Below are 23,970 nucleotides of genomic sequence, written 5' to 3' on the forward strand. Positions count from 1 at the left end.
CTTATCTTGAGAATAAATATCAGTTAATTCTTTCTCAGAAATTTCCTTGTCTTTGAGTCTAATTTCATAGGCTTCTAACTCTTTATTCATTAAGTCTATTCTATCATCTATTAGTCTTTTATCTAAATTTAATAAATTCAGTATATGTTTTTTGTGCTCTTTTTCAATTTCTTGATTTTTAAGTTGCTCTATTTTAGGAATTTCATCTAAAGATTGTTTTTGAGTTAGTTCTAAAATAGCTTGATTATAAGTTTGTTCTATACTTTCTAATTCAGAAGTATGTCTTTTAGCTTCTACTTCTTTTGCTTGATAGTAAGTCTTTGATATAAATCTGCCTAATTGCTTGTTTAAATCTATTATATCTGATAAATTTTTAGATTCAGCTTCTAAGAATTCTCTATGATAAATTTTCTGAAGTCTTAGTCTATAATCATTAAGAAGTTTTTGAGCATTAATTGTTTCTTGAATGCCTTTAGTTTGTCTGATTATTGGAATATATTCTTCAAGTTCCTTGATTTTGTTTAAACCATCAAGATAGTTTTTAATAAATGGAATCTCACCTTCAGACCTGGTTAATTCTTTCCTTAATTCTTCAAACTTTCCAAGAATCTCTTTAATTATTGAAGCTCGTTTTTCAAGAACTTGATTTATAGTTTCTTGATTTAAATTTTCAATAATAATTCTTTTGCTTAACTCATCATAAATATAAAATTGCTCCTTGAGAGATAAATTATTTTCTTTAATCTTTATTTCAGTCTCTTCAAGGATTTTCTTTACATCATTTTCAGTTAATATTGTTAATCTTCTGGTTTTCAACCAGTCCTGATATTCTTGTGTAATTGGTGTAATTTTAGATTTTATAACTTCAAAAGCTTTAACTAACTCTTCTTTTTTTATTTCACCTCTATAGTATTTAACCATAGCTTTGTCTAAATCTAAAAGCGATTGTTTTAATTCAGTAATTGAAGCTTTAGTTGGTCTGAACCCTTGTTCAATAGCTTTACTTAAATTTTGGATTGTTTGAGCATATGATTTATAAGCCTCTTCTGCTTTTTCACGCCATTGTGCCTCTAAATCTATCTGTTTTCTCTTCCTTTCTATTAAACCTGATAAAGCACCACCAATAGCAGTTAATAAGACTACTATTCCAGATAATATTGGATGAGTTAATACTAAACTTGAAATTGTAACAAAAACTTCTTTAAACCCAATAACTAAAGCAGGTAAAGAATTAATTATTCTTGCTAAAGTATCTCCAAACCTAACTATTGAACCTAAAACAAAGGAACCAGGACCTAAATAAATCAAAGCATAAGCTGCGAAAGATTTTAATCCATTAGGTAATTTTACCCAAAGCTCAGCAATACTTGTAGTGATGTCTTTTAATTTTTCAAAAAATGATTTTGAACTTGCTACTATATCACCAAAAATTTTAATATAAGTTAATTTCAATTCTTGTATTATTTTACCAAGATTCACATTAGCTTTTACTATAGCATCAGTATCAATAACCATTCTATTAGCAAAATCTTCTGACTCTGATTTTAATCTCTTTAAATCTTCTGTGCTTAAACCCAATAGTGGAGCAAATCTTTCAAATTGAGTACCAAGAAGTTTCTGTGCTACCCAAGACCTACCAAATTGAACTTCTAATTCTTTAAGTGCGAATATTACCTGCCAAAATGATTCATATGAAGGTTTCATTTCCTCACCTAATTTATAATAACTTATCCCAACCTTATCTAAGGCTTCTTTTACTCTTTCAGCAACAAATGAAGTCCCTTGTCCTGCTGAGATTAAAGCTTGATAAATGTTTCCAATGCCTTGTATTAAATCATCAAATTGGATACCTAAAGCTCCTGTAGTATATTTAAGCGATAATATCTGTTTTTGAGTTAAATCTAAAGCACCTTGTCCTTTCAAAACTTCAACTGAGAACTGTCTTACCGCAGCTATTCCACTATACCAGATACCAGAAAGAATCATTCCAAAAAACCTTAAGCTATTACCTATTCTATCCCATTCCAGTCGTTGTCTATAAAGAATACCCTCTACTGTTCTTAATTGATAAATTTTAGATAAGATTAGTTGAAGTTCTTCTTTAGATTTTTCATTTAATTCACCTTGTTGTTCTATAAATTTTCGTATTCTTGGGTCAGCACGATAAGCTGAAATTCGTTCAATTAAAATCTGTCTTGAAGTTTCTATTTGTATTTCTTTTTCTTTCTCTCGTTTTAATTGTTGTTGTAATTTTAATTCTTCTTTCTTGGCTCTTTCTTTCTCAGCAATTGCTTGTTTTTCTAATTTAATCTTTTCTTTTTCTTCTCTAAGAATAGTCCTAAAATAACTTGCTTGTTCTGCACCTAAGAAATATTGTTTTCTTAAATTCTCAAGTTTTTCAGAGGAGAGCCTTTTCAAAATTAATTCAACTTCTTTTTCAGTAAATTTTGAGCGTAAGAAGTCTTTATAAGTCTCAGACAAATATTTAAGTTTTTCTATATCTTCCCTTGTTCTGCCTGGAACAAGTCCTAATACAAATTTTGTTGGTAAACCAAAACTTATTAATTCTCTTTGGATAGGTCGTTTTTCCCTTAATTCAAGTTCTCTTATTGGTCTAACGGTCTCAGAGATTTCCTGTAATTTTTTAAGTTCTCGTCTTTGTTCTAACCATCTTCTATATCCTTCTTGTCGTTTTTGTTCAATCTCTTGGATTCTTTTTTGGGATTTTTCTTCTTCTATAATCTGCTTTACATACTTTTCATAATACTCTTTCTGAACTTTTTGAGCTATCGTCTTAGCTTGGTCCATATCTGTGATAGTTTTCTTTAATTCTTTTTCAGTATTCAAAGCTTTCAATATTGTCTCAGAAGTTTTTGCTTGGTCCTCTGTTAAATATTTAGCCATTTGTAATTTTTGAATGAAAGGCAAAATTTCTTTATTGATATACTCTATTAATTTAGCTTCTCTTTCAAGGAAGGATTTTCTAATTTCTTCTTCTTTACTTATTTTTGCTTCTCGTTCAGATAGATATTTTTCAGCCCTTGAAGCTTGAAACTCCTTGAATTTGATTAAAGGTTCTTTAAAGAATGAGGAAATATAGGACCCTATCTTTTGTATTCCTTCACCTGACATTAAAGTTCTTACAATAACCTTTACATTAATTGGTAGTTCCATTATATCACCTCTAATTCTGTTTCTTCTTTCTTATCCTCTAAAAATTCTTTAAATATTTTAAAACCTTCTTCTGTCCTTGAACCTATTATAGCAAGAAATATCAAATAACTCAAATCTTTTAGTTCGTTCTCTTTCATTTTCTTTAGATATTCATATGTTATAATCATCTGTTTTAGTGTCATTTTCTTTAATACATAATCTAATTGTAATCCATTGAATACTAAATAAAAAATAATATTTAACCAGTAGTCTCTGGTTTTTCTGGATTGATTATCAGAATCTTGTTTAGATTGTCTATCAGCTTCTTTAAACCCAGAGACCCATCTATAAAAAAATCAATATCAATTAAATTTAGCAAAGTATCAAGAGCTTTTATTCTAAATCCAATTGAGCTCTCTTTAACAATCTCTTTTGGTATCCCAGTAGATTTATTGACTAAATCAAAAAACTCATCTTTATTTATGATATCAAACCTTTCAAGTTCTGTTAATAATGAAATTAGAATTATAGAATCTTCTGTATTCAATGGTTTAAAAGTTATTGTCTTGCCTTTGTATTTCAGTGTTTTTTCAGTTGCTAATAAATCTTTAAAATCAAAATCCATAATAAACCTCCTTTTATAATAAATTATACTTCAATCATATCCCAAACTTTATTAGTTACAAAATCATATAATCCAATAAACTTGAAAGTAGGATTCACTAAATCAGAAAAATTAAGTTCATTATAGTTAATTAAAACTGCTTTATATAAAATAAATTTAACCTGTTTACCTACTGGTAAACTATCCACACCTTTGCCAATCAAAATACCTTGAATCTCAAGGGGACCTATTGAATTCAGACTATTTAATAAGTCCTTGATTTTTGTATATTCTAATAATTGAATAGAAACAGAAACTTGTCTTTCAGTTATTATTGTCTCTACTGGATAACTAAGTTTTTGGTTAAAAAAATTTTCTACTTTATCATCAAAATTAACTACACAATCCCTTGAATAACCCAGAAAATTATTGTTAAATTTCACTTGGCTTTTTTTATCAAATACTAAAAATCTCATTTTTGACCTTTTGTTTTATCAATTAAAATCTTTAAATGATTTCTTACCATATTCATCTTGTTAGCAAAACTAATTCGTTCTGTTTCTTGCTGTGAAAGTTGAACTACTGATTCTTGAATATTTTTTAAAGATTTCAGAATCTTATCAAGTTTATCTAAATTACCAGTGATTTTAAATAAAACTTGGTTTGGGTTATTAGGATTTAATACAGCAGAATAACAGACAAAATCATCAAAACAGGAAAGAAGTAAAACTACTAAATCTAAATCAGAAATTAAATACCCATCTTCTACTCGTTTAATTACAAAACTACCACGAACAAGATAATCCTCAATCATAAATTACCTCCTTTCTTAAATTATGTTGAACTTGATACGTTAAAAGTTCCTATTCCGCCTAAGTTTTCATCAAATGTAGTTTGGAATCTTCCTTCAAGAACTCCTTCATCTGTTTTTGAATAAGTAAATGCTCCAGCTCCAGTGGAAATACAAGAAGTAAACTCAAAGATTACATATTGACCATCCATTCTTTGTGCATAAACTTTAATACTATATACCATTGGAATTGATTCTGGCACTCCAAGCGTAACAGTCCCACTTGAATCTCCAGATTTACCAGGTTCACCCCAAGCCATCTTTAAATTTTCTGGTGTAACTTCAAGCAATCTAAATTCTATTGTAGCAGATTTTCTTGAAGTTTTATAATACAATGGATAATCTGATTGGTCAGCTTCTATCTCTCTTATATCTTTTGCTGGTGTAATTGTTATTCCGCCTCTTGTAAATCCTACTGGAACATATGAACCACCTTCTGTCTTAATCAGTAATATACCTGGATTACTCAGAATATAAGATTTGTTAGCCATTTAAACCTCCTTTTTCACTATATTTCTATTTTACTTAAATTTAATTGTATCGTCAATATAAAGTTTATCACTCCAAAAAATGATTCATTCCTTGTATTATATATTACTTCAATATCTATGCTCTTGTCAAGTATTAGTTCACTATCATAATTTTTTAACACTCCCAAAATTTTATCTCCTAAATCATCTATGATTTCTCTCAGATGAGACCAATTGATATGATAGTGCATAAGGTTTAAATTAAATTTAATAGTATCTGGGATTTTAAGTAAAGTTTGGTCTGATTGTAATCTTTCGCCTTGAAAAATTGTCTTGGTTATAAATAGTATAGGAGTTTGAAAAGGGCTTGTAGTTTCCATAGTATTTATATCAAGTATCTCAATTTTTAAATCTTTACCATCTAAATCTTTGATATTGGCATTTTTTATTGAATCATAGATTTCATTCAAAATATCTGATGATACTTTAAATAATTTCATTTTAACCCCTTGGATAAAGAATTTTAATTACAAGCTCTATAAAAGTAATTCGCTTACCAATAAAAGAATCTTTAGCAAAATCTATGATTTTATTCAAAAACTCCTCTATTTCAAGAGAGCTTTTTTCTAAAGTTTCTGACATCACAAGATTAACAAAGTTCTTTAAATTAGCCTCAGGAAGCTTAAAATATTTCTTAAATAAATCATAGAGAAGTTTTTCTGTATTCGCTTCAGTTGTCTTTTGTTTAGTTTTTTCTTTCTTTGCTTTAAGTTTTGCTAATTCATTAGCCCAATCTTTGACTGCTGGTCTTAAAACTTGATTAAATAATATGTTTTTTGAATCTGTTTGCTCGGCACTTATCCATTGATTACCACCAATATAAATCATCTCGTCTTTAATAAGACTAACTGGTATCATTTTCCTACTTGGTAGCCTCTTAGAAGCACTACCGAAATAATGAACTATTCCAAGTTGAGATAAAGTTAAATTACTATCATATTGTCTATCTTGACTTAAAAAATGAAAAGATAAATCAGGTGGTCTGATTCGTAAACGGATAGTGTCTCCTTTTTTTGTTTCTAATCTTTCAATTGATATAAAATCTTTGCCTGAAACTCTAATATTTTTGTAGCTTTGTTTTAATCTACCAGTAAAATCAAGTGGTGTAAGATTTAACCGCATTTGAGTTTTTCTATTCTTTTTTTCACCTTTCTTTGTTCTCTGACTGACAATTCCTGAAATTTTCCCGTGTATGCCTTGATTATATCTTTTCAGTCTGGTTTTGATGCCTTCTTCCGATAATGGTGGAATCCCATATTGTCTCCAATTTTTGAAAATATCATCTACGCCTCTACTCCAATACCTTCTGATACTATTGAAAAATCTAATACTTAAACCTTTCCTATTTAAAGATTCTAAAAATCTTGGATACCAAAAAATAATATCATTAGCTATAATTCCACCGATACCAGCTCTAAAGTCTTTATCATAAAAAGCTTTAATTCTTTCGTCTAAAGCTCTTTTGATATATTGTTGAAGCTTCTGTAATTCACCAGTAGAAATATATATCCCTTCAGGTCCAAATTCACCATTGAGTTCTATTTCGTTATTATTCATCTCTGCCATAGTTTTCGTCTATTTCTAATTCTTCAAAATCTTTCATTGAAAAAATCTGTTTAATATTAAGATGGTTTGAAGTTAAAATATTAAGCTTAACTTTTGAAATCTCTAACGGATTACCATCTGAATCTACCAAGATTAAATTACCTTGACTTATTTGGTCTAAAATTTCCATTATCCTATCATATCTCGGATATAACCATCTCACTTCATCACCACTTGAAGTAGGAGTATGTAATTCTTTTTCAGAAAAATATTCGGTCAATTCTAAAGCAAGAGTTTTGATTATATCAGGAACAAAGGATAAAGGGAGAGTATATCGTTTTGATAATTTAGCATCTATTACTGATTCTGCTTCTGTAATCCAAATATTTATCTGATTTTCTGTGATATATCCTTGATTTAAAAAATCCTTCAATCTTTTGTAAGTATCTATTACATCTTGAAGAGTTATATATTTTCCCATTGTTAATTTTCATAAAACTTAGATAATCGGGAGCTGGACTTGAATAATCCAGCTCCCATTTAGTTATAAAATTATTAAGTTAATACATTTTCAAGTTTATACACCGCATTTGGACATAAAGCTTGTATATCATACTGAGAAATCAATATGATATCTTCACCTTCAGGGTCTTCTTTTTTGACTCTCTTTACTTCCCAATCTTTTTTGATGAATTTTCCAATTGCTGAGAATGTAGATTTCGTGCCATTTGGAACTGAATAGATTAGATATACATTATCACTCCAAATATCAGTAGCATTACCTTTCTTGGTAAGTTTGATAGAAGCATCCACTATAATAATCTCTTGTAAGAAATTCCATCTCTGGTTGAAGATTAAAGTAACATCAAGGTCTTGTTCTTTCCTTGCTGGAATAAGTTTGAATAATTCTCTTAAAGTAGCATCCATCATTATTACATTCCATACTACTTGAGGAATAATCATTTTATTTGGATAAATCCCTGCTTGGTCTTTGAAGGCATCAATAGCTTTCTGAATATCTTTTTCAATTGTAGGACTATTTCCATCCCATTTAATAGATGGAGTAGTCTTATTTGATGTAGAACTGAGAATCTGAGCTACTTGATATTCTTCTTCAAGCAGTAAAGAAGTCTTAATTTCTTTTAGCTTTTCAATAGCGAAGTCTGTCATACCAATCTCGTTCATATTCTCTACTTCTTCCTCAAGAATAGGAACTTTAAGCCTATGAGTTTTAGTTTCATAAGTTCCTGTGCTAATCTTTATTTCAGGTCTGAATGTAGGTGATTCTGAATAAACTCCAGCAGTAGAATCCAAATATTCAGGCACAAACTGAGGCTTAATTATAAAAGTCCCGCCAGTAATATTAACTGGAATCTTTGTTAAAATCCTATCTGCACCAAGTTTAAATTCAGCAGGTTTATATTCAAGAGCGAATTTCTGTAAAATTTGATTATTAAGTACTATAGCCATTTGTTACCTCCTTGTTTTATTTAAGTAAAACTAAAACTAATCCATCTAATTCTGCTGTAGTTAAAGCAATCCCAACTTTTAAACTACCTTCTATATCAACTTTTCCATCATTAGCTGCATAAACTTCAGTTCCAACTTCCGTAATATCAGTAGCAGAAACTATATAAGCAACTCCATCAATAACTACATCAATAACTTCGCCGTCTGGTGTTTCGCCATCTGTTCCATAAAGATTATTATAACTTGAGACTCCTACATAAAAAGTTGAATTACTTGCCGCTTTTGATATTTTACCTGCATTATAAGTCAGAACCCTATAAGGCTCTATTACTGCTTGTGAATCATTAACTACTGGAATAATTTTACCTAAGAATTCGCCTTTTATAGCCATCTTAGCCCTCCTTGTTTATTTAAAGATTTCTTTTTCTTTAATATATTCTTTCCAAGCTTCTATGAAACTTATATTTTTCTGTTTACTGATATTCTCTATATCAGAAATCATTTTTTCATCTTCAGAGATATCCTTTTGTTTGACTATCTCTTCATAATAAATTAATTTAGGCAAATTTATAATAAATAGTTTAAATAAATCTGAAAGTTTCAGGTCTTTTTCTTGAAATTTAACAAATTTATCTTCTTTATCAAGATTAATTAAGATAGTTTTAACCAATTCTCTATCTTTAGGCAAAATCTTTTCATTATGTTCTTCAATAAATTTTTCAGTTTTTAGATTTAATAATTCCATTTTCAATTTTTCCACTTCATCATTTGTTTTAATTTTAGTTTCATTAAGATTTTCAGAGTTTATAATAGAAATTCGTTTTTCCTCGTTATTATATAAAACTCTTAATTCTTCAAGACCTTTAACTTCAGGTTGACTAACACCTAAAATCGCAACTCCTCTTAAAATTGGGGGTTTTTTACCTTCTATTTCATCCAAGTATATTTCTGCTGATACATTTCTATAAGCTTTATTTTTTATCAATTCAGCTATTGTTTTTGGAACATAACTGAAATCAGCTAATAAAACACCTTTATCTTTGTCTATCCTTAAATCAGATACCCAACCAACAGCTGGCATTTCAAATCCAAAAGATTCGTGTCCCAGTTTAACAGGAACTCTGAGCTTATCTTTTAGGTCATAGAAATTCTTAAGAATAGTTTCTAAATCTTCCATTGTATATTTGCCTTTTGTTCCATAGTCACCGACTTTAAAAATCTCAATATCAGTTAAGTTAACAGTTTCAGATGCTTTTGCTATTGGAGGATATCCATAACAAGAAGGATAACCACAAGTAGGCGGATATCCATAACCTTCTAATTTTGAGATTAAATCTTCAAGTGCTTTAATGATTTCTTCTTTCTTCTTTAATCCAACTATAGCTTGAAGTTGTGAAATCAATGAAACTGGATATCCATAATTTTGGAATAATTGAATCTGTTCATTCAGTTGTTTAACAACTTCTTCATCAGAATTCAATTCTTTGAGTGAGTTAATAAAATCTTTGAAATTAAATTTATTTTTTAATTCAGTCATTTTTTTAGTTATAAAAGAAACAAGTTCATCATAATCTTCAAACTCATTTAAACTATTCAGAATGTTTTCTATCATTTTAGCCTCCTTTTTATAATATTTTAATTTTATTTTTTTTCTGTGTCAATAGATGGTAAATCTTGAATAGTAAATTGCCATAAATCATTATCCATCCGTTGTCCTACTATAAGTTTATCATACCATCCAAATTTAATAAAATCAAGACCTAATTCATAGATATTAATACTATCTTTTGTGATTAATTCCATTGTAGCTCTTGTGTTTTTTGTTGGATTAAGCTCAGATTTATTATCCAATATTTTATGCTTAATTCTCTTGATATTAGTCTTAATTTTTCTTTCAATAGCCAAGGTAGGAGTTTCAAGTGGATTATATTCACATTCAAATTTCCTCCCTTCAATATCTAAAAGAAATAGTTCAGTTGAAGGACCCCATCGGATTACTATTACGGGTTTACCATCTTTAGTATATCGTTTCCACCAAATTCGCCATAAGTATAACTCGCCTTCTTTAAAAATTTTTAGTTTATCTAACTCATTAACTAATTTATCTCTTAATTCTTTAATTTTATCTGGAGTCTTTTCATTCCAGTATTGAAAATCTTTTGGAATTTTCTCTCTAATATTTTTAGGTAGCTCTGATTTATTAATCTCAGGAATATAGTTTTTCTTAACTGCTCTTTTACTTATAACATAAGGGGTTTCATCTTTTGGTTTTATCATTACATAATAATATTTTTCTCTTGGAGTCTCTTCTTCTTCACCTGGAGGTAAAATATTTTCTTGTAAATTTTCTGTTCTGGTTAAAGCTCTAAAAATATATCTGCCTTTTAATATTTTGCCATCAAAGAAATATTCGTAGAATCCTGGTTTTTTTGCTCCATATTCTACTTTACCTTTGTCTATAATTAGAAATACTCCTGGGAAATTAGCAGTTCCACCTATCTGTTTTGGTGCTGATACACCTTCAAACTCAAGCCAATCTTTTGGCTCAGGAAGTTTCTTTATAGCTCTGATTTCTGCTTCACGAATTACACCACCTCTTATTTCTCGTTTTAAAGGTCTACCTGTTTCTAAATCAAGTTTAAATACATCTTTTTGTTTGATATATTCTTTAGCTTGGTCTAAATTCAGAACTGGTTCTTTTATCTTATCTTCTATTTGAACTAATAAAGTCCAGCCTAATAAATCATTCTCTCGTTCTAATCTTAAATCAAAATGCACGGTTGAACCTCGGAAATGTGCTTGAATTACATAACTCCATTCCTTATTTTCATCTGGAGTTATTAAAAACTCATCTATATCTGTTTTAAATTCCTGATATTTTGATTTATAAACTTTATATAATTCTTTAGCTCTTTCATTTTTCCATTTATCTGGATTAAGTTTAAAACCTCTTTTCTCAATTTCTCGCCATATCTCTAATAATTTTTCTTCAATCAAGTTTTTAGGGTATTTATCAATATTTTTAGCTAACCAAGCCATAAGAATTCTATGGTCATCAAGTAATACTTTATCACTCACTTGTTTAGGATTATAATTTCTTAAATCTTCTATAAATTCAGAGAGTTTTTTAATTTTTAACAATCCAGAAATTTGAGTCTGTTTAATAACTTCTTTAAAGTAATCTGGGTCTACTTCTTCAGGTTGTTTCTCAGAAATTATAGGCTCATAGATATGAAGTTTATTATAGTCATTTGTATAAAGATTCATCGTATGAAATTTAACTGAAATAATTTCACCAGGTTTTAGATTGAGTGTAGTATTATAAGTTCTACCGATATGATGATAAGATTTATCATTTAGCTTTACAATCTCATCTGGGTCTATATTATCATCAGGCTCAAAACCTATTCCAATCTCATAATTATAAACTCCTTTAGTTTTAGTTTTGTTTTGTTTTAAAATTATAACTTTCAATTCTTCATAAATTTTATATTTAAGCATATTACCTCTACCAGTTAAAGAATATCCATCCCATTTAATCATTGCACCTTCACTTGCTGGTGCTTCTATCAATTTTATAAGATTTTCTTTGTTTAGTTTAAATGATGGGGTTAAGTTTAAATGGAATCTGTCGTCTGGTACATCTATAGTAGATTGTTTAAAATTAAGAGATTCAAGTTTCGCTATTCTATCTTTAACTGGTAGGTTATGTAAATCTTGGTCATTAAGGTAAAGAACATCAAAAATATTGGCTACTATACCAAAATCATCAAATTCAGTTGAATTATGTAAGTAGCCTGCTACATCTTCCCTATTCCAATGTCTACCTTCAGTCCATTTCTCTACTTCTGAATCAAAAATAGCATTCTCAATATTTAGTTCTTGGAATTCTTGGATTGTCTTTTGGAATTTATTTATATCAATTTCTCTGCCATCATCTGAAAAAATTTTGTATTTTTTATTCTTATTATCAATATGGAAGATTACTCTATTACCATCATATTTCTTTTGAATTATAACATCATCTATTGAAATGTTAGATTCATTTAAGAATTCAATAATATCATTATAATTCAACTCATTATTCTCTTTTTTCACTATTATGGCTGGAAATTTAGTTTTTAATGGATAAAAGAATCTAAATAGTTCAATTTTATCTTGTTCTTTACTGGTTTCTGCTTGTCTTTTAATTTCTGGGGTGGCACTTCTTAATTCTTGATAATAATTTAAAGCAATTTTTTTGAAATCTGGTTCATCTATAACTTCAATTTCCTCTTGTTTTTTAGGTCTTAATACAAGGTCATAAATCGGTAAATTGTCCCAAGTTGCACCTATAGATGAAGGAATTAAATGGATTTTCTTTCCATTTATTTTTTTACCTTGATTAAAAATTCGTTGCGTTTTTAAAATTAAAGCATCAAATATATCTCTATTGTGTTGATAAATATAATCAAATAAACCTTGAGGTATTTTCAAAACTAAATCAATATCTTTAGGATTATCTCCATAAATATAAGAACCTGTAATAGAAATAAAATCTGGAATTAAAACAAATTCAGGAAATTCTGTATTTAATAAATCCTCTTCTTGCATTAAAATCCAATCTGAATTTAGTTTAGGATTAAAGTTAAATATTAAAATCTCATACTCTTTTTGGCTTTTATCTTTTCCGTCCAAAGTTCTTTTTGTAAGAATTTTTTTTACCTTGAAACCCCTTTCTTGAAAATCTTTTGTCTTATCAGAAGAATAACTTGCTATAAATTTTCCTTTGATTTTAGGTAAATATTCAAGAAATTCTTGAAAATTAAATTTAACAATTCTTAATGGTTTATCTTTTTCACTTTCTGTATAAGGTGGGTCAAGATAAAATAAAGTATTCTTTGTGTCATAATTTTTCAAGACTGTTTTCCAATCCTGATTAAGAATTTTAACATTTTTTAACCTTTCTTTTAATTTGGGAAGTTTGTTAATATCATAACGAGAAGTACGCTTTAAATTTGGTGTTTCTCCTATACCTCCATAACTTCCTTGGATAAGTCTAATTAGTTTTACAAATCTATCAACATCATCTTTGAAATTGCCCTCTTCTATATCTTTTTTAAGTTTGTAAAATTTTTCTGGGTTTTTTGAAATATCCCCAATATTCCAATTGTATTTCTTAAGCCTTTTAAATTTGTCATCTGATAAATTTTGAACGAACCTAAACAAAAAACAGTAATCTTTATCAATATCATTATAAATTTCTTCTTTTGAAGGTTTTTTACCTAATAAAACAGCACCGCTACCACCAAAAACTTCAATATACCTTTCGTGTTCAGGAAAATATTGTATTATCTTTTTTCTAAGATGAAACTTACCCATTGGCGAACCAAAAATAAGTTTAAGTCCCATTTTTAATGTCCAGTTTTAAATATTTCAAATAATTCTCAACAAATTCTCTTGATATTGGTTTAATCTTAAATTTGGGATATAATGGATTTGTAAAATTTAAATCAATAAGAGTCTTGATTAATTGTTTATTTATAACTTCATCAGATAAATTTTCTGAGATAGAAATTAAGAATTGATAAACTACATCAAATTGAAGCTCGCCGAGAGCATAAGAACCATAAGTAGCTTTAGTTGCACCGAATAATGCTGGGATTAATAAACCTCTACCAATCGCTTCATTAGCTAATTCAATAGCTTTTAAGAACTGTTCACCAGCATCTTTCTTTGTCTCTACTAACTCAAAATCAAATTGTTCATTACCTTCAACCCTTGGTAAAGTTAAGACAGAAACATTATGAATCTTTTTTAACATTTCAAAGAATTTATTAACTTCATCATCACTTGCGGTAGATGGAACTTTTCCTTTTACAATTGGAGTTACATACCTCTCAAGGTATCGTGCATAAAATTTAAGACAGATATCTTTTAACCACCAACTCCTATAAACTGCTTTTAAATCACTTTCACCTTGAATTTGTCCAAAAGCAGAGTTATAAGACCAGATAATAAATTTCTCTCTTGGAATCTCTTCACCATAAGCAAAAATCTTTGTTAAATTACCATAATCATCGTATTCAAAACTGAAAATCCAGGGTAATTTTGTTTTTATATCTGATAAAACTAATTTATTATTTTCTTCTTTAAAAATCATTTCACTAATAGAAAACCCATAATCTAAAGCAGTTAGAATAGAGTATAAAACACTTGAAAAAGCTCGCTTAAGAGAATTGAAGTTATCCTGTATAAATTTGGCTTGTTCTATTGATTCTGGTTTATCATCCCTTGGTATTATTTCCCAACCACCTGAAAGTATTAAAAATTTCTTTATACCAAGACAGAATTTGACTTGTTCGTCATAAAGTAATTTAGAATAAAATTTTAAGCCTTTTTCTTGAATTATTTTATCTAAATCTTCAAATTCAGAAGGATATGCGGGAGTCACTTCTTTAGTTAAGAATGATTTATTTAAACTCTTCTTTTTAAACATTACTTATTCCTTGTTTTTTAAGTTATTTCAATATAATCTTGATAAATATCTTCTTTCTCTTCTTGAGTTAAAAAATAATTTATACTCTTAATAAATTCTGTTTTGCCTTTAGTAATTTTATCACTAAATCCTATTAAACTCATTGCTAATGCCATTATAGTATCGTCATTATACCCTGATTTTGGTCTATATAAATAATATCCCATACGATTGACTATTGTCAAGTTCTCAAGTTCATCTATTAAAGTTTTATTATTTAAAATTCTATATCCTTTGGCAAAAGCTGAAATTAAAGAGTTTATTAATTGATTTCTTTCGTTCCTATTCCTGATTAATACTGGTTTAATGAAATTATAACCTTTGGATAACTCATAGAAGATATTACCTGCTCCTGTCATATCCCAGTATGTTAATGGGAAATTGTATTTCTCAAGGTAAGCTAAAATTTTATCAAAGATAATTTTTGAATCAGAGAGACCTTTAGGTAGAATCTCAAGTAATACCAGTTTAGAATCAGTTAAATCTGAGATTGCTAAAACTGTTCTGTTATTGGTCCAACCAATATCAACACCTGCTTGGTAAATATGGCCTTGAATATAATCTATTGGCTCTGAATGTATCTGCTCTCTTATATTACCAAAAAGTGAGATGTTAGATTCTGGAATCTGACCTTCTATAATAATTTTTTGTAATGATGGCGGTAAATCTAACCTTAACTTTAGAATCTCTGACTTATCTACAAAAGGATTATCTTCAGTTGACCATTGGTAAACTTCTATGTCTTTATTAACTTTTGAATGAGCTATTAGAGTTGAAACTAAATTTTCTTTTGAATTATCAAACGGTGGAATAGAATTTACTAGGATTCTGCCACCAGTATCAATAACTCTTGGTCTGATATAGGTTTCATAAAAACCCGAAGGATAATCTACTGCGTCTTCACAAACAATTAAATCTACTGGTTCAGCTACAAAAGTCTGTTCTTTTAATACAGATTTGCCTTGAATAACTGAACGGTTCTTTAAAGTTAATCTATGCCTGCTCTTTGAGTAAGACTCTATTAAATTTGGATAGAAAGATACTAAATCGTCTAATACTCCTTTAGCTTTACCTGCACCGAAAATAAATCTATGAGTTTTACCATAATCTACTCCTACTACCCAAATGTTTTTCTTTGGCTGTAATAATAAATACCCCGCCTCTTTAACACAAATCGTTGTCTTTGAAGCTCGGTTACCTGCTATAAGTAAAATTATCTGTGCTTTTGAATTATGTATTGGTATCGCTTTCTCTATCGGTTGATACTTTATCCTCTGGAAGTATGCCCGTTTCTTGGGGTCCTGGATTTGTTCTAACATCACTCTCTCCTTTTGTTTCTGATTCCTCTATGGTCAATAGTTTTTCTATCTCTTCCATTACTCGCTTGGATGAACCACCTTCCTCTAATTCTCGTTGTAAACTTATCGCTTTCAGTAAATCTTGAACACTTACCTTCTGATTCTTCCATAAGTTGGCACGACCTAAAAAAATTATCTCAGATAATATAGTCGCTAAATTTACCCTGTATAAACCAAACCTTGAACTTAAATATTCTATAATGTCATAGGTTAACCTCTGACCTAATACAAATGGATTCGTTAATACAGATTTGTAATACTTTAATTCATTCGGATATAACTTTACATTATAACTCTCTACCTTCTTTAGTATCTCTTCCTCACTTAAACCTGATTTAAATACTAAAGCAAAAAATTCCTCTCCTGACCTGTATTGATATAAGGCTATCTTCTTTGATATCCGCTCCCATTGCTTGTCCTTTAATTCACGAACCTTTAACCGCTTTCTTTTATCCATTTGTCTATTATTCTACTCCTTTTTCTTCCCTCTGTCAATACTTCTTATCTTTTTTTTTCTTTAGTTTATTTCTAAGCCTTTATTATATTAAATCTAAGTATTTCTTTTAAAAACTAAGTATCTTAAATTGCTGCGTGTGGGGACTACGACACTTTTATAATATAGCATCTTGATAATTTTGGATTATACAGTATCCCTTGACAGTTTACATAAAAACAGGGTATAATAATAATAGAAAAACATAAAAAAAGGAAAGGAGGTGAAAAAGATGGAGCTCAAATACAAGATTGAGCAGGTAAGCGACAATGGCAATGGGAGCATTCATTATTTGAGATTGAGCGGTGAGGAATTTATTGAGCTGACTGGGATATTCAAGGTCAGTAAAGCAAACGACCTTAAAACGCAGATTATCAGATTTGTGAAATGGGCGGTTGAGCAAGGCATAATAGAGTAAGGTAAAGCCCCCGTGAAAAGCGGGGGCTTTTTTTTGGCATAAAATTAAAAAAAAAGGAGCAAAAAATGAAATATCAAATCCCAGAACTAATAAAAGGCAAGACCCCGTTGGAGTGGGAGAATCTAACGGGGCTTCCATTTTATAAGATTGAATTTTATATAAGACACTCAGACCAAATTATACTTACAAAGGATTATATTTCTTTCATTTTTAATAAAAGGAAATTAAGAGCGATTTTTGAAAGAAAAAGCTCTCAATTTTTATTTTAAGAAAAGACTCTTTGAAAAACTAAAGACTCAGAAAAGACTAAAGACTAAAATAATAAATAAAAAAAGCTTAAAAAATAAAAGCTTTTCTCTTAAATAATTAATAAAGAAAAAGAAAAAAAATATAAAAAAGAATTAAAAAAGAAAAAAGAAAGAAAAAAGGAGGTGATAAAATGGGAGAGAGAAGAATAATAGAATTAATAAAGAAGGCGAAAAGAGAGAGAAATAAGTTAATTAAATATTTAATCTATTATTCTATAATAAGCTCAAAAACTTGGCAAATGTTAAGCACTGAAAAAAGATTTAAGCTTTTAGAGAGAATTTAAAATAAGCAAAAAAGGAGGTGAACAAAGATGGAATTAAAATGCCCTTACTGTAAAAAAGAACTTAAAAATTATCTCATAGAAAAACAGACTCTTGAAATAATTGAAGCTAAAGAGAAGAAGAGAAGCCGAATAGAGAAGGAAAAAACTTATTGGTTAATCTGTAGCAACTGTGAGTCTTATATCGCAGGCCCTGGAAGCAAAATCTCAGTCTTATTAAAAGAATTAAAATAAAGAAATAATAAAAAAAAAAAAAAAGAAAGGAGGTGATATAATGGAAATGGCAACCAAAAAACAATTATGGGCTTTGTATTGTCTTACCAAAAAAGATTGGAGAGATAAAGGACTTACAAAAGAACAAGCTTCTCAGATGCTTAATGAATTATTAGCCGAGAATTTATTAATCACAGCAATAGAAGAAGGCTATAAAGCAATGAAACAAGTCAAAGAAGGGAATGAAATAATTTACGAGTCAGACCTACAAGTACAATCAAGGCAGACCTATAACGGTAAGGTCTATTATATGAAGGAGTTTAGTGGGTGTGGCTCAGGTGCTTTACAAGTCTTTGACAGAGAATTTATAAAGATATTAAAGAGACTATTAAAAAAGAAAGAAAAAGATAGATGGGAAGGTTATATAGGCAAGCATTACATTGAATTAGGGAAAGGCTACAGAAATATATATTATATGTATATAGATAAATTCAGTTATTCAAACGGGCATTTCGCTAAGTTAGAGGCTTTTTACTATACAATATCAAGTGTATTACAGGAAAAAGGCTATAAAATATATGCTTATACAAGACTTGATTAAAAATAAAAAGAAAGAAAGGAGGTGAGACTATGAAAATAAAATGCTATAGGTGTAAAGAGGAATTGGAGTCAGTTATAATGGGTGAGCTTGTGGAACAGAAATGGGAGTATTTCATTGATGAAGACGGAGTTTTACAATCAATAGACAAAGGCACAGAAGCAATAGATAATCCTGAAGCTTGGGTGTATTGCCCGCATTGTGGACATATTCTAAAAGATTTTGATGCTTCAACAGAAGAAATAGAAGCAGTATTGACTAAAAATATGGAAGATATAAAAGACTTAGAGATAGACAAAAATTGGGATATTATTATAGAAGAATAAGTCAAAAAAACCAAAAAAGGAGGTGATAAAATGAAGAGATATAAATATAGATGTAGGCTTTGTGGGGAAGGTTTTGATGATTTATTTGACCATCTCCACGAAGACCAGGAAGAATTGAAGGCGTTTAAAGATAGGAAAATATCAGCTATTGGGTTGAAAGTAAGAAAAGACCATCTGGAAGAATATAACAATATAGAAAGAAAAGTGCCTTTTACAAATAAGTATGAAGATGTCAGGTGTTTCTGTGGTGGCAAAATAATAACAATAGACCATTCAAATGAGGAAATTGCTTCTTGGGTGACTGAATGTGAGCAGTGTGGATTTCTATGGGATGAAGACTAATTAAAAGAAAGGAGGTGAGAATATGAAAAAACAAATCATAGATAAAATCTTAACTCTTCTGATACTTCTATTTTGCTTTCTATTAGGATTTACAGTTAATGAAATCAGACACTCAAAGGTAAAGATAATCAAAACTCCTTTGTTGATATATAAAGACTTATCAATCAGAGGACTTGATTATTCTCTTTCACAAGGGTTGATTGGTGTAATTGACCAGAAGGACTTGGAGAAACTACTTGGTTTAAATCCAGACAAATTTTTTGAAACTTTAATAAAAATAAAGTAAAATAAGAAAGGAGAAGAGATGAAAAGAAAGATTTTAATGACCTATATAACAGAATTACAAGATTTATTAGAAGAAATCCAATCAGTAAGAGACAGGCTTGAAGATTTATACTTAAAGATATTAGAAAGACAAATTAAAGCATATCAAGCTTACAATCAAGAATTAAAGATAGACACAAGGAAAGGAGGTGATAGAGATGGAAAAGAAAGATAAAGATATTGTTGAAGCAATACAAAAAGCAGAAGAATTTGATATCAGAGAATTATTTTTGAGAGCGATAGAGAAAGATGCTTCAGTAGATACATTGGAAAGGCTAATGAAGATAAGGGAAGATATCAAAAAAGAGAATGCTAAAGAAGAATTTTATAGAGCATTAGGCGAATTTCAGACAAGACTAAAGCCAATCCAGACAGATTCAGTAGTAAAAAACAAAGACGGTTCTATAAGATACAGATATGCTTCTTTGAAGAAAATAATGACTGAGATTCAACCCTTGCTAACTGAATTAGGGTTTTCAATATCATTCCAGACAAAGAAACTTTCAGATAGGGAAATAGAAGTTATCTGTATCTTGAAACACTATTTAGGCCATTCAGAAAGCTCATCTTTTGTTATTCCTATAGAAAGGTCTGAGTATATGAACGATATACAAAAGATGGGCTCCACATTGACCTATGCCAAAAGATATGCTTTAATGGGAGTTCTAAATATTACAACAGAAGATACTGATACTGATGCTAATGAAGTAATAGTTCAAGAAACTAAACCAGTATTTAAAATTTCAGATAATCAAAGAAGATATATCTTTTCTCTGTGTAAACAAAAAGGCATTTCAAATGAAAAAAGAAAAGAAATATTAAAAGAATTGCTTGGAATAGACTCCCTAAATGATATTTCATCCAGAGAAGATTTTAAAAAATTACTTACTTATTTAAAAGAATATAAAAATACTGGTTAGACCATCTTTTAAAATAGGGTTTTTAAAGCCGTGGATAGGGTTTACGGGCGAGATTTTTGGTTGGTTAATATAAAACCATTAACCGATTAAAAATCTCGCCTGAAAACCTTAAATTTGGAATTTCTTATTTTAAAGAAAAGGAGGTAAAAATGAAATTAAAATATTGTCAGATTTGTGGCAAAAGAATTAGAAAAACCAATCCAGAAGAAATCTTTGGGATTAAACTTATTGTCTGTATAGATTGCTCAAATGTATTTAAGAAATATGAAGAAACTTTTCATTCCATCAAAAATATATTCAAAAAGCTTTTAGAGAACTTAAAACTTGAAATGGTCGGTTTGGAAACTGAAATAGAAAAAAGCTTAAAAGAAAGTTTTCTAAAAGAAATAAGAAAAAAGGAGGATTAAATGGATTTCGTAAAAGAGTTTTTGAAAGAAATTGAGAAGAAAAAGGTGACTGATGCTCCTGAAATATTTCTTGAGATTTCTGCTTTAATGATTTTGTCAATTACAATCAAAAGAAAATTATTTGTCCAGTGGGGACATAAAAAAATATTTCCTAACCTTTGGGCAATTTTAATCGCAAAGTCTACTTTATACAGAAAATCTACGGTCCTTGATTTGACTAAATCCTTCATAGACCAAGAAGATATATTCCCACACGAATATTCATCAGAACTTTTAATTAAGGAAATAGCTTTTAAAAGACAAGGGATATTTATAATGGATGAAATTATTAGTCCATTGAAACTATGGGAAAAAGAATACGCTGTTGGAGTTAAAAGTTTATTAGTTAGTTTATATGATTGTGAATCTGAGTATAAAAGGAAAACTCTTCAGTATACCTATGAAATCAAAATGCCATTTATAAATATCTTCGCTGGTTCTACTCCTGCTTGGATTCAGAAATCTATAAAAGAAGAAGATTTGACTTCAGGATTTTTACCAAGATTTCTATTGATATATGTATATGAAAAAAAGAATATCTCATACCCTTATCCAGGTGAATTTGAAGAAAATTCTCAAAAAATTATCAGAGATTGTATTAGCTTACTTAAAGAGAAATACAAAGATAAAGAAGAACAGAAATTAGGTCTTTCAACTCCAGCTAAAAAAATCCTGGCAGATTACGCAGATTTAATGAATAAACGAATACTGGAACAAGGTAATGGCTTATCTATATTCTACTCAAGACTCTTAATTTATGTTCTAAAATTTAGTATCTTATATTTTATCTCAAATTCAAGAAATATTGGGAAGAATACTATTGATAAATATTCAGTAAAAAGAGCAGTTAATCTAATAGAAAATATAAGAAAAAGAACTGAAAAATTACTTGAAAGTTTATCATTTTCAAAATATCAGGTAATCAGAAACAAAGTAATAAATATTTTAGAAGAACAAGGTGAAATAAAATATTCTGACTTATTAAGAAAGATAAAGATAAAGACCAGAGAATTACGGGAAATTTTGGAAACTTTAGAAGATGAGGAATTAATAGAAACATTGAAAGAACCAGATGGAAGAAAACCAATAATAATAAAACTTAAAGCAGAGAAAGGAGGTGAAAAATAATGAAATTTGAAACTGATTATAAAATACTGACAGATATCAGAGAAATTTTGAAAGAAATAAGAGATTTATTAAGAACGAAACAAGAGACTAAAACAAATAATAAAGGATTTGAACCTACAGGCAAACAGATTGGGTTTATAAAATTTCTTGCCAAGAAAAAGAATATTTCAGATGAGTTTTTGAAAGAGATACTCAAAGAAATCTGTAAAGTAGAGAAAATTGAAGATATTAAAACAAGACAAGATTTTGATGAATTAATTAAATTCTTAACAAAGGACTAATAAAAGGAAAGAAAGGAGGTGATAATATGATAATAAAACTTAATAAGATTGGAGACTTAGAAATTGTAATATCAGAATTGTCCGCCTATCCGATAGAGATTAGATATTCTGATAAATCATCAAGAATTTATCTAACTGAAGAAGATGCTAAGAACCTGGTTAATTCAATAGTCAATTATTATTTAAACAAAGAGCATAGATTGACTTATATAACAGAAGATTTAGTGAAATATATAATATTCAGAGCAATTAATAATAAAGAAGCCCAGAAAGACATTGAAAAATACTCTATGGATATAATCTGGCAGAAATATAGAAAAGATTTCATTAACTATATAGAAGCATTAAATTTGACAAAATGAATTAAGTATGATATAATATATATAAAGGAGGTGAGACAATGGAAAAAGAATTTTTAGATAGATTAGGACAAAAGATTAAGGGATTGATTGAAAAGGAAGCTATAAAAGAAGGCTTTGACTTAGCTTACTATGAGTTTAAAGTAATCTGTTATATACTGGATGAAGGCTTTAATCGTAGAGAGAAAATTATTCTATTAGATACTGAAGAAAAGAATTTTTGTAATTTCTGTGGGAAAAAGACTAAGTATTATAATCATAAATTCAATGTATATCTATGCCCAAGTTGTTTTAGTAAAGTTAATAATAAATAAAAGAATAAAATAAAAAAAAGGAGGTAGAAAATGACAAAAAGAATAAGAAAAAAGAATATAAGGAATGAAATTTTTAGGTTTGAAGATATAAGTCTGATGATAGATAAAAATAATTATATAGTATTAACAGAAGATGATATTTCTTATTTCGCAGACTTGAAGGTGCTATTAAAGAAATAAGAGATATATTTATCAAGAGAAAGCTTAAAGAACACGGTATTTTCCAAGACTTAAAAGAATTATTAGATTTTATTAAAGAAGCCAATATTGAATTTAAGAAATTAATTAAGATAGAATAACAAAGGAGATAATAATGATAAAAGGCATATATTGTAAAAGAAGAGAAGCAGTCTTAGATTTAAATGAATGTATTGAATGCTCAAAAACTAATTTTGAATGTCAGATATTCACTGAATACTTAATTTGGCTTAATAAAGACGATTCAGAATATTCAAAAGATTTGACTGTAACTAAACTTTTATCTTGTCCAAGACGAGCTTATTTCTACGCTCACTTAGACTATATCATAGAACCAGAAGATTTTTATGCTTTATTTAGAGGCTCTATAATTCATTCGTTCTTACAAACTTACAAAGATAGTGAATGCATCGTAGAGACAAGATTTACTAAGAAATATAAGAATATTGAAATCTCAGGGACTCCAGATAAAATAGATACTAAGAGAAAAATAATCTATGACTTTAAAACCATAGCAGGTAGAATCTCAGATGACTATTCACTCAGATGGGATAATCCTCACTTAGAGCATCAGGTCCAATTAAATCTTTATTATTGGCTATTAAAAGATATTTTTGAAATAGAAAGACTCTGTCTTGTATATATAGGCTCTGACTGTTCTAAGAAATACTTAATTAAGATAAGAACTGAAGATGATAAAAAATTATATACTCCAATCAAAAAAGCCTTTGATAATGCTGAAATTCTAAATCAAGTCTGGAATAAAAACTTAAATGAAATAAACAAGAAAGATTTGCCTAAGATAACTGAAATAGATAAAAAACAGACCTGGATATGTAACTATTGTCACTTTGAGAAGGAATGTAAAGATTTAGGCTAAAAGGAGAAAATATGAATAGAAAAATAATTGAGTTAAAATTTATAGACTTAGAGAACGATATTTTAAAAAAGAAGGTAAAATTAAAATGAACTTCCCTGGAGGTTTTTACCTTCA

Annotated in this window: 32 protein-coding genes; 15 read left to right on the forward strand and 17 right to left on the reverse strand. The window is 28.8% G+C overall.

The window, feature by feature from the left end; all coding sequences use genetic code 11:
* The 17 genes from PKV21_03440 to PKV21_03520 all read right to left on the reverse strand — a co-directional run.
* The coding region (locus PKV21_03440; protein HOM26541.1) for a hypothetical protein at positions 1 to 3,174 on the reverse strand (3,174 nt) is incomplete at its 3' end.
* A complete protein-coding gene (locus PKV21_03445) occupies positions 3,174 to 3,356 on the reverse strand; it encodes a hypothetical protein (GenBank protein HOM26542.1) in 183 nt (60 codons plus the stop codon). The genes PKV21_03445 and PKV21_03440, both read right to left, overlap by 1 nt.
* A gap of 56 nt (positions 3,357 to 3,412) precedes the next feature.
* Positions 3,413 to 3,778: a hypothetical protein gene (locus PKV21_03450; protein HOM26543.1), complete on the reverse strand. Its 366-nt coding sequence runs from the start codon at positions 3,776 to 3,778 to the stop codon at positions 3,413 to 3,415.
* Between the two features lie 23 nt (positions 3,779 to 3,801).
* Positions 3,802 to 4,233, reverse strand: coding sequence for a hypothetical protein (locus PKV21_03455; GenBank protein ID HOM26544.1), 432 nt, complete (start codon positions 4,231 to 4,233; stop codon positions 3,802 to 3,804).
* The gene (locus tag PKV21_03460) at positions 4,230 to 4,571 is read right to left on the reverse strand and encodes a hypothetical protein (GenBank protein ID HOM26545.1); all 342 of its coding nucleotides are present in this window, start codon (positions 4,569 to 4,571) and stop codon (positions 4,230 to 4,232) included. Before PKV21_03460 ends, PKV21_03455 begins: the two co-directional genes overlap by 4 nt.
* A 20-nt stretch (positions 4,572 to 4,591) precedes the next feature.
* Entirely contained in the window at positions 4,592 to 5,098 is a 507-nt protein-coding gene (locus PKV21_03465) for a hypothetical protein (GenBank protein HOM26546.1), read from the reverse strand.
* A gap of 17 nt (positions 5,099 to 5,115) precedes the next feature.
* Positions 5,116 to 5,577 carry a hypothetical protein gene (locus tag PKV21_03470; protein ID HOM26547.1) on the reverse strand — a complete coding sequence of 154 codons (462 nt, stop codon included), beginning with the start codon at positions 5,575 to 5,577 and terminating at the stop codon, positions 5,116 to 5,118.
* A 1-nt stretch (position 5,578) separates the two neighbouring features.
* Positions 5,579 to 6,703 (reverse strand): hypothetical protein, encoded by a 1,125-nt coding sequence (locus PKV21_03475; protein ID HOM26548.1) that lies wholly within the window; start codon positions 6,701 to 6,703, stop codon positions 5,579 to 5,581.
* Positions 6,687 to 7,163: a DUF1320 family protein gene (locus PKV21_03480; protein HOM26549.1), complete on the reverse strand. Its 477-nt coding sequence runs from the start codon at positions 7,161 to 7,163 to the stop codon at positions 6,687 to 6,689. Before PKV21_03480 ends, PKV21_03475 begins: the two co-directional genes overlap by 17 nt.
* A gap of 74 nt (positions 7,164 to 7,237) precedes the next feature.
* Entirely contained in the window at positions 7,238 to 8,152 is a 915-nt protein-coding gene (locus PKV21_03485) for a hypothetical protein (protein HOM26550.1), read from the reverse strand.
* Between the two features lie 16 nt (positions 8,153 to 8,168).
* Positions 8,169 to 8,543, reverse strand: a complete 375-nt coding sequence (locus PKV21_03490) for a DUF2190 family protein (protein HOM26551.1) — start codon at positions 8,541 to 8,543, stop codon at positions 8,169 to 8,171.
* 15 nt (positions 8,544 to 8,558) lie between these two features.
* The gene (locus PKV21_03495; GenBank protein ID HOM26552.1) at positions 8,559 to 9,764 is read right to left on the reverse strand and encodes a phage protease; all 1,206 of its coding nucleotides are present in this window, start codon (positions 9,762 to 9,764) and stop codon (positions 8,559 to 8,561) included.
* Between the two features lie 29 nt (positions 9,765 to 9,793).
* A complete protein-coding gene (locus tag PKV21_03500) occupies positions 9,794 to 13,543 on the reverse strand; it encodes a DNA adenine methylase (protein ID HOM26553.1) in 3,750 nt (1,249 codons plus the stop codon).
* A complete protein-coding gene (locus PKV21_03505) occupies positions 13,533 to 14,630 on the reverse strand; it encodes a DUF935 family protein (GenBank protein ID HOM26554.1) in 1,098 nt (365 codons plus the stop codon). The genes PKV21_03500 and PKV21_03505 overlap by 11 nt, the downstream gene beginning before the upstream one ends.
* Before the next feature lie 17 nt (positions 14,631 to 14,647).
* Entirely contained in the window at positions 14,648 to 15,988 is a 1,341-nt protein-coding gene (locus PKV21_03510) for a hypothetical protein (GenBank protein HOM26555.1), read from the reverse strand.
* Positions 15,900 to 16,484 (reverse strand): hypothetical protein, encoded by a 585-nt coding sequence (locus tag PKV21_03515; protein ID HOM26556.1) that lies wholly within the window; start codon positions 16,482 to 16,484, stop codon positions 15,900 to 15,902. Before PKV21_03515 ends, PKV21_03510 begins: the two co-directional genes overlap by 89 nt.
* A 205-nt stretch (positions 16,485 to 16,689) precedes the next feature.
* Positions 16,690 to 17,076 (reverse strand): hypothetical protein, encoded by a 387-nt coding sequence (locus PKV21_03520; GenBank protein ID HOM26557.1) that lies wholly within the window; start codon positions 17,074 to 17,076, stop codon positions 16,690 to 16,692.
* A gap of 301 nt (positions 17,077 to 17,377) precedes the next feature.
* Between PKV21_03520 and PKV21_03525 the strand changes: the two genes are divergently transcribed.
* The 15 genes from PKV21_03525 (at position 17,378) to PKV21_03595 (ending at position 23,856) form a co-directional block, all read left to right on the forward strand.
* Positions 17,378 to 17,530, forward strand: a complete 153-nt coding sequence (locus PKV21_03525) for a hypothetical protein (protein ID HOM26558.1) — start codon at positions 17,378 to 17,380, stop codon at positions 17,528 to 17,530.
* A gap of 27 nt (positions 17,531 to 17,557) precedes the next feature.
* Positions 17,558 to 17,761 (forward strand): hypothetical protein, encoded by a 204-nt coding sequence (locus PKV21_03530; GenBank protein ID HOM26559.1) that lies wholly within the window; start codon positions 17,558 to 17,560, stop codon positions 17,759 to 17,761.
* 40 nt (positions 17,762 to 17,801) lie between these two features.
* Positions 17,802 to 18,341, forward strand: a complete 540-nt coding sequence (locus PKV21_03535) for a hypothetical protein (protein ID HOM26560.1) — start codon at positions 17,802 to 17,804, stop codon at positions 18,339 to 18,341.
* Positions 18,342 to 18,370: 29 nt separating this feature from the next.
* Positions 18,371 to 18,664 (forward strand): hypothetical protein, encoded by a 294-nt coding sequence (locus PKV21_03540; protein ID HOM26561.1) that lies wholly within the window; start codon positions 18,371 to 18,373, stop codon positions 18,662 to 18,664.
* 30 nt (positions 18,665 to 18,694) lie between these two features.
* Positions 18,695 to 19,006 carry a hypothetical protein gene (locus tag PKV21_03545; GenBank protein ID HOM26562.1) on the forward strand — a complete coding sequence of 104 codons (312 nt, stop codon included), beginning with the start codon at positions 18,695 to 18,697 and terminating at the stop codon, positions 19,004 to 19,006.
* Positions 19,007 to 19,028: 22 nt separating this feature from the next.
* Positions 19,029 to 19,292 (forward strand): hypothetical protein, encoded by a 264-nt coding sequence (locus PKV21_03550; GenBank protein HOM26563.1) that lies wholly within the window; start codon positions 19,029 to 19,031, stop codon positions 19,290 to 19,292.
* A gap of 18 nt (positions 19,293 to 19,310) precedes the next feature.
* Positions 19,311 to 19,505 carry a hypothetical protein gene (locus PKV21_03555; GenBank protein ID HOM26564.1) on the forward strand — a complete coding sequence of 65 codons (195 nt, stop codon included), beginning with the start codon at positions 19,311 to 19,313 and terminating at the stop codon, positions 19,503 to 19,505.
* On the forward strand, positions 19,489 to 20,250 hold the full coding sequence (locus PKV21_03560; GenBank protein HOM26565.1) for an ERF family protein: 762 nt from the start codon (positions 19,489 to 19,491) through the stop codon (positions 20,248 to 20,250). Before PKV21_03555 ends, PKV21_03560 begins: the two co-directional genes overlap by 17 nt.
* 149 nt (positions 20,251 to 20,399) lie before the next feature.
* On the forward strand, positions 20,400 to 20,657 hold the full coding sequence (locus PKV21_03565; protein ID HOM26566.1) for a hypothetical protein: 258 nt from the start codon (positions 20,400 to 20,402) through the stop codon (positions 20,655 to 20,657).
* 21 nt (positions 20,658 to 20,678) lie between these two features.
* Positions 20,679 to 21,824 (forward strand): DUF3987 domain-containing protein, encoded by a 1,146-nt coding sequence (locus PKV21_03570; GenBank protein HOM26567.1) that lies wholly within the window; start codon positions 20,679 to 20,681, stop codon positions 21,822 to 21,824.
* The gene (locus tag PKV21_03575; protein HOM26568.1) at positions 21,824 to 22,105 is read left to right on the forward strand and encodes a hypothetical protein; all 282 of its coding nucleotides are present in this window, start codon (positions 21,824 to 21,826) and stop codon (positions 22,103 to 22,105) included. Before PKV21_03570 ends, PKV21_03575 begins: the two co-directional genes overlap by 1 nt.
* A gap of 26 nt (positions 22,106 to 22,131) precedes the next feature.
* Positions 22,132 to 22,467, forward strand: coding sequence for a hypothetical protein (locus PKV21_03580; GenBank protein ID HOM26569.1), 336 nt, complete (start codon positions 22,132 to 22,134; stop codon positions 22,465 to 22,467).
* 38 nt (positions 22,468 to 22,505) lie between these two features.
* Positions 22,506 to 22,778: a hypothetical protein gene (locus tag PKV21_03585; GenBank protein ID HOM26570.1), complete on the forward strand. Its 273-nt coding sequence runs from the start codon at positions 22,506 to 22,508 to the stop codon at positions 22,776 to 22,778.
* Between the two features lie 30 nt (positions 22,779 to 22,808).
* Positions 22,809 to 22,958 carry a hypothetical protein gene (locus PKV21_03590; GenBank protein HOM26571.1) on the forward strand — a complete coding sequence of 50 codons (150 nt, stop codon included), beginning with the start codon at positions 22,809 to 22,811 and terminating at the stop codon, positions 22,956 to 22,958.
* A 133-nt stretch (positions 22,959 to 23,091) separates the two neighbouring features.
* Entirely contained in the window at positions 23,092 to 23,856 is a 765-nt protein-coding gene (locus tag PKV21_03595; GenBank protein HOM26572.1) for a PD-(D/E)XK nuclease family protein, read from the forward strand.
* Positions 23,857 to 23,970 lie beyond the last annotated feature (114 nt).

The sequence above is a fragment of the bacterium genome (genome assembly GCA_035371905.1).
GTDB lineage: Bacteria > Ratteibacteria > UBA8468 > B48-G9 > JAFGKM01 > JAMWDI01.

Bases quoted from the DNA above. Each gene is read 5' to 3' on its own strand.
- PKV21_03445 (HOM26542.1), bottom strand. From the start codon at position 3,356: ATGACACTAAAACAGATGATTATAACATATGAATATCTAAAGAAAATG.
- PKV21_03450 (HOM26543.1), bottom strand. From the start codon at position 3,778: ATGGATTTTGATTTTAAAGATTTATTAGCAACTGAAAAAACACTGAAA.
- PKV21_03455 (HOM26544.1), bottom strand. From the start codon at position 4,233: ATGAGATTTTTAGTATTTGATAAAAAAAGCCAAGTGAAATTTAACAAT.
- PKV21_03460 (HOM26545.1), bottom strand. From the start codon at position 4,571: ATGATTGAGGATTATCTTGTTCGTGGTAGTTTTGTAATTAAACGAGTA.
- PKV21_03465 (HOM26546.1), bottom strand. From the start codon at position 5,098: ATGGCTAACAAATCTTATATTCTGAGTAATCCAGGTATATTACTGATT.
- PKV21_03470 (HOM26547.1), bottom strand. From the start codon at position 5,577: ATGAAATTATTTAAAGTATCATCAGATATTTTGAATGAAATCTATGAT.
- PKV21_03475 (HOM26548.1), bottom strand. From the start codon at position 6,703: ATGGCAGAGATGAATAATAACGAAATAGAACTCAATGGTGAATTTGGA.
- PKV21_03480 (HOM26549.1), bottom strand. From the start codon at position 7,163: ATGGGAAAATATATAACTCTTCAAGATGTAATAGATACTTACAAAAGA.
- PKV21_03485 (HOM26550.1), bottom strand. From the start codon at position 8,152: ATGGCTATAGTACTTAATAATCAAATTTTACAGAAATTCGCTCTTGAA.
- PKV21_03490 (HOM26551.1), bottom strand. From the start codon at position 8,543: ATGGCTATAAAAGGCGAATTCTTAGGTAAAATTATTCCAGTAGTTAAT.
- PKV21_03495 (HOM26552.1), bottom strand. From the start codon at position 9,764: ATGATAGAAAACATTCTGAATAGTTTAAATGAGTTTGAAGATTATGAT.
- PKV21_03500 (HOM26553.1), bottom strand. From the start codon at position 13,543: ATGGGACTTAAACTTATTTTTGGTTCGCCAATGGGTAAGTTTCATCTT.
- PKV21_03505 (HOM26554.1), bottom strand. From the start codon at position 14,630: ATGTTTAAAAAGAAGAGTTTAAATAAATCATTCTTAACTAAAGAAGTG.
- PKV21_03510 (HOM26555.1), bottom strand. From the start codon at position 15,988: ATGTTAGAACAAATCCAGGACCCCAAGAAACGGGCATACTTCCAGAGG.
- PKV21_03515 (HOM26556.1), bottom strand. From the start codon at position 16,484: ATGGATAAAAGAAAGCGGTTAAAGGTTCGTGAATTAAAGGACAAGCAA.
- PKV21_03520 (HOM26557.1), bottom strand. From the start codon at position 17,076: ATGGAAGCCCCGTTAGATTCTCCCACTCCAACGGGGTCTTGCCTTTTA.
- PKV21_03525 (HOM26558.1), top strand. From the start codon at position 17,378: ATGGGAGAGAGAAGAATAATAGAATTAATAAAGAAGGCGAAAAGAGAG.
- PKV21_03530 (HOM26559.1), top strand. From the start codon at position 17,558: ATGGAATTAAAATGCCCTTACTGTAAAAAAGAACTTAAAAATTATCTC.
- PKV21_03535 (HOM26560.1), top strand. From the start codon at position 17,802: ATGGAAATGGCAACCAAAAAACAATTATGGGCTTTGTATTGTCTTACC.
- PKV21_03540 (HOM26561.1), top strand. From the start codon at position 18,371: ATGAAAATAAAATGCTATAGGTGTAAAGAGGAATTGGAGTCAGTTATA.
- PKV21_03545 (HOM26562.1), top strand. From the start codon at position 18,695: ATGAAGAGATATAAATATAGATGTAGGCTTTGTGGGGAAGGTTTTGAT.
- PKV21_03550 (HOM26563.1), top strand. From the start codon at position 19,029: ATGAAAAAACAAATCATAGATAAAATCTTAACTCTTCTGATACTTCTA.
- PKV21_03555 (HOM26564.1), top strand. From the start codon at position 19,311: ATGAAAAGAAAGATTTTAATGACCTATATAACAGAATTACAAGATTTA.
- PKV21_03560 (HOM26565.1), top strand. From the start codon at position 19,489: ATGGAAAAGAAAGATAAAGATATTGTTGAAGCAATACAAAAAGCAGAA.
- PKV21_03565 (HOM26566.1), top strand. From the start codon at position 20,400: ATGAAATTAAAATATTGTCAGATTTGTGGCAAAAGAATTAGAAAAACC.
- PKV21_03575 (HOM26568.1), top strand. From the start codon at position 21,824: ATGAAATTTGAAACTGATTATAAAATACTGACAGATATCAGAGAAATT.
- PKV21_03580 (HOM26569.1), top strand. From the start codon at position 22,132: ATGATAATAAAACTTAATAAGATTGGAGACTTAGAAATTGTAATATCA.
- PKV21_03585 (HOM26570.1), top strand. From the start codon at position 22,506: ATGGAAAAAGAATTTTTAGATAGATTAGGACAAAAGATTAAGGGATTG.
- PKV21_03590 (HOM26571.1), top strand. From the start codon at position 22,809: ATGACAAAAAGAATAAGAAAAAAGAATATAAGGAATGAAATTTTTAGG.
- PKV21_03595 (HOM26572.1), top strand. From the start codon at position 23,092: ATGATAAAAGGCATATATTGTAAAAGAAGAGAAGCAGTCTTAGATTTA.